This window comes from Burkholderia sp. HMSC10F09, assembly GCF_001806955.1.
GTDB lineage: Bacteria > Pseudomonadota > Gammaproteobacteria > Burkholderiales > Burkholderiaceae > Burkholderia > Burkholderia multivorans.
Window position 1 is genome coordinate 2,279 of sequence record NZ_KV786896.1, and the last position, 2,896, is coordinate 5,174.

General features: G+C 70.3%; 3 protein-coding genes. 1 reads left to right on the top strand and 2 read right to left on the bottom strand.

The features are described from left to right. A partial coding sequence (locus tag HMPREF3115_RS32805; RefSeq protein WP_256276422.1) for a PAS domain S-box protein occupies positions 1 to 888 on the bottom strand: 888 nt, incomplete at its 3' end. Positions 889 to 1,460: 572 nt separating this feature from the next. Here HMPREF3115_RS32805 and HMPREF3115_RS25290 point away from each other — a divergent pair. Then, a complete protein-coding gene (locus HMPREF3115_RS25290; protein WP_238542557.1) occupies positions 1,461 to 2,483 on the top strand; it encodes a sigma-54 interaction domain-containing protein in 1,023 nt (340 codons plus the stop codon). On the opposite strand, the gene HMPREF3115_RS32810 is transcribed toward HMPREF3115_RS25290, so the two are convergent. After that, a partial coding sequence (locus tag HMPREF3115_RS32810; protein ID WP_256276423.1) for a methyl-accepting chemotaxis protein occupies positions 2,470 to 2,896 on the bottom strand: 427 nt, incomplete at its 5' end. The two genes, HMPREF3115_RS25290 and HMPREF3115_RS32810, sit on opposite strands and share 14 nt — an antisense overlap.

The following is a 2,896-nucleotide window of genomic DNA, read 5'->3' on the forward strand; positions in this document are numbered from 1 at the left end:
GTAGATCACGTTCAGCGGCGTGCGCAATTCATGCGACACGGTCGCGAGCAGTTCGTCCTTCAGCCGGTTCGCCGTGTCGGCCTGCACACGGGCGTCGCGCGCGCCGCGCAGCGACAGGCGATCGCGCCGCTCGTCGCGACGGCGCTCGCGCGCCTCGCGCAGCGTCATCGAGAGGCCGTCGACATGCCCGTTCGCATCGACGATCGGCGATGCCGCAAACGTCGCGCGAAAGCAGTGTGCGTCTTGCCGCATGCACAGCACGTCGATCGGCCCGACCGGCGCGTGTACCTCGTCGATCGACGCGGGCACCGGCTGACGCCGCAGCCAGCGCGGCGCGAACAGCGTCGTCACGTCGCGGCCGATCATCGTCGCCGCGTCGGCGCCGAAGATGCGCTGCGCCGCGCGGTTCCAGCTGACGATCCGCCGCGCGCCGTCGACGCCGACGATCGCATCGGGCGACGCATCGACCACGCGGCGCAACAGCACGTCCTCGGATGGAGGCGGTGCAGCCGCCGGCTCCCGGCGTGCGTCGCGCGCGTCGTCGACCGCACGCGTGCGCGCGAACAACGGCCTGACGGCTGCGATCAGCGCGCATTCGATCACGCCGATCGCGACGAACGTGCCGGCGTCGGCCAGCCATGTCGCCGTCGGCGCGTCGCGCCACCAGAGCGCAGCGATCACGACGGTGCTCGCGACGATCGCGGCGAGGCCGCCGGCGAGCGACGTCAGCCACGCGGCGGCGGCGACGCCTGCATAAAAAGGCAACGGCGCAAACGGCGCATGCGCGCCGACCACGCGAATCGCGCCCGCCTGCAGCGCGCACGCGACGCCGACGGCCAGCACGACCCATGCACCCTGCCGGAATAGTTCACGGGTAACGGTCCTCATTGCGTTCCTGCATTCGCGCCGGCATCCTTCGCGCGGCGGCGTGCCGCCCGGGCGGTCCGGCATACCGTCGAACGGGCCGGGCGAGCGACACGCGGCAAGCAACCGTCATACCTGCCGACGCCACCACCGCGACGGTCCGAGCGCCGCAGCCCGCGGCGGCCGGCAGCGGCACGGCGCGGCGCACGCACGGGCGCGGGACGGTGCGCACCGCGCGTTGCCGGGCCGCGATGTGCAACGCTGCGCCATGTCGCGGCGCGCGCCGTGCGAAGATGACAGCGCGTTTCGTCGCGGATGGGGCCCCGCTATCCCGCTGCGATACCTCGGTCGCCGCAAAGCACGCGCCAGGACGCACGATTTTTCATTAGCTTTCTGTAAAAAAGCATGGGATCGTTTTGAAATCCTGCCCCCGACCGTGCATGCCAGGCGGCTGTCGATCGAAAAAAGGCACGCGAGCGATCGCCAGCGCCGTGCGCATTGGAAATTTCTATGCGCCGGCACCTTCGCGCCGCCCGCGTTGTCGATACCCGGTATTCCAAATGGACGAATTGCGTGACATCGAAGTGCCAACCGACATGCTGAAGCCGCCGCGGGAAACGTCGTCCCGCGCGAAACGCGCAGACGAACGCCGGCTGTCCGGCCGCTCGGCCGCAATGCGTGCGCTGCTCGCGCGCATCGAGAAAGTCGCGCCGACCGGCGCGAGCGTGATGATCGCGGGGGAAAGCGGCGTGGGCAAGGACATCGTCGCGCGTCGGCTGCACGAGCTCAGCCCGCGGCGCAACGGGCCGTTCGTCGCGGTCAACTGCGGCGCGATTCCGCCCGACATCGCGGAGTCGCAGCTGTTCGGCCACGAAAAAGGCAGCTTCACCGGCGCGACCGCGCAGCACACCGGCTTCTTCGAAGCCGCACGCGGCGGCACACTGCTGCTCGACGAAATCGCCGAAATGCCCGCCGCGCTGCAGGTGAAGCTGCTGCGCGCACTGGAGTCGAACACGATCCTGCGCGTCGGCGGCACGGAAGCGATCGCGCTCGACGTGCGGATCGTGTCCGCGACGCGCCACAATCCGGCCGACGCCGTGCGCGACGGCCGCCTGCGCGAAGACCTGTTCTACCGGCTCGCCGCATTCGCGCTCGTCGTGCCGCCGCTGCGTCAGCGCGAGGGCGACGTCGAGGTGCTCGCGCAGGAGTTCGTCGCGGCGCTCAATGCGCGGCACCGCTCCGACAAGCGGCTGACCGATGCGGCGATCGCGGCGCTGCGTGCGTACTCGTGGCCCGGCAACGTGCGCGAACTGCGCAATACGATCGAGCGCGCGTACATCCTGGCGGACGACGGAATCGACGTCACGCTGCCGAAGCAACCGGTGCCGGCCGACCTGATGCACGACGACGCGATCTCGCTGCCGCTCGGGGCGACGCTGCATCATGCGCAGCAACGCTTCATCGCCGCGACGCTGCGCCATTTCGAGGGCAACAAGCCGCTCGCGGCGAAGGCGCTCGGCATCAGCCTGAAGACGCTGTACAACCGGCTCGCGCTGATGCGCGAGGCCGGCGACGACGCCGCGCGCCCGGCGTCCGGCGAACGCGCTACGCGACCCTGAACTGGCCGACCGTCGACGCGAGCGCGTTCGCCTGCGTCTGCAGCGCCGACGCCGCCGCGGTCGACTGTTCGACCAGCGCCGCGTTCTGCTGAACCATCTCGTCGAGCTGCGTGACCGCGCGGTTCACTTCCTGGATACCGCGCGTCTGTTCGTTCGCCGCATGCGTGATCTCGGAGATGATCGTCGTCACGTTGGCGACGTTCGACACGATTTCGCGCATCGTCTCGCCAGCCTGCCGCACCTGCCCGGAGCCGGCCGACACGCTGTCGACCGTCGATTCGACGAGCACCTTCACTTCGCGCGCGGCCTGCGCGCTGCGTTGTGCGAGACTGCGCACTTCCTGCGCGACCACCGCGAAGCCACGCCCCTGCTCGCCCGCGCGCGCCGCTTCGACGGCGGCGTTCAGCGCGAGG

Excerpts from the sequence above, each read along its gene's own strand:
- HMPREF3115_RS25290 (WP_238542557.1), top strand. The coding sequence starts at position 1,461 with ATGCTGAAGCCGCCGCGGGAAACGTCGTCCCGCGCGAAACGCGCAGAC.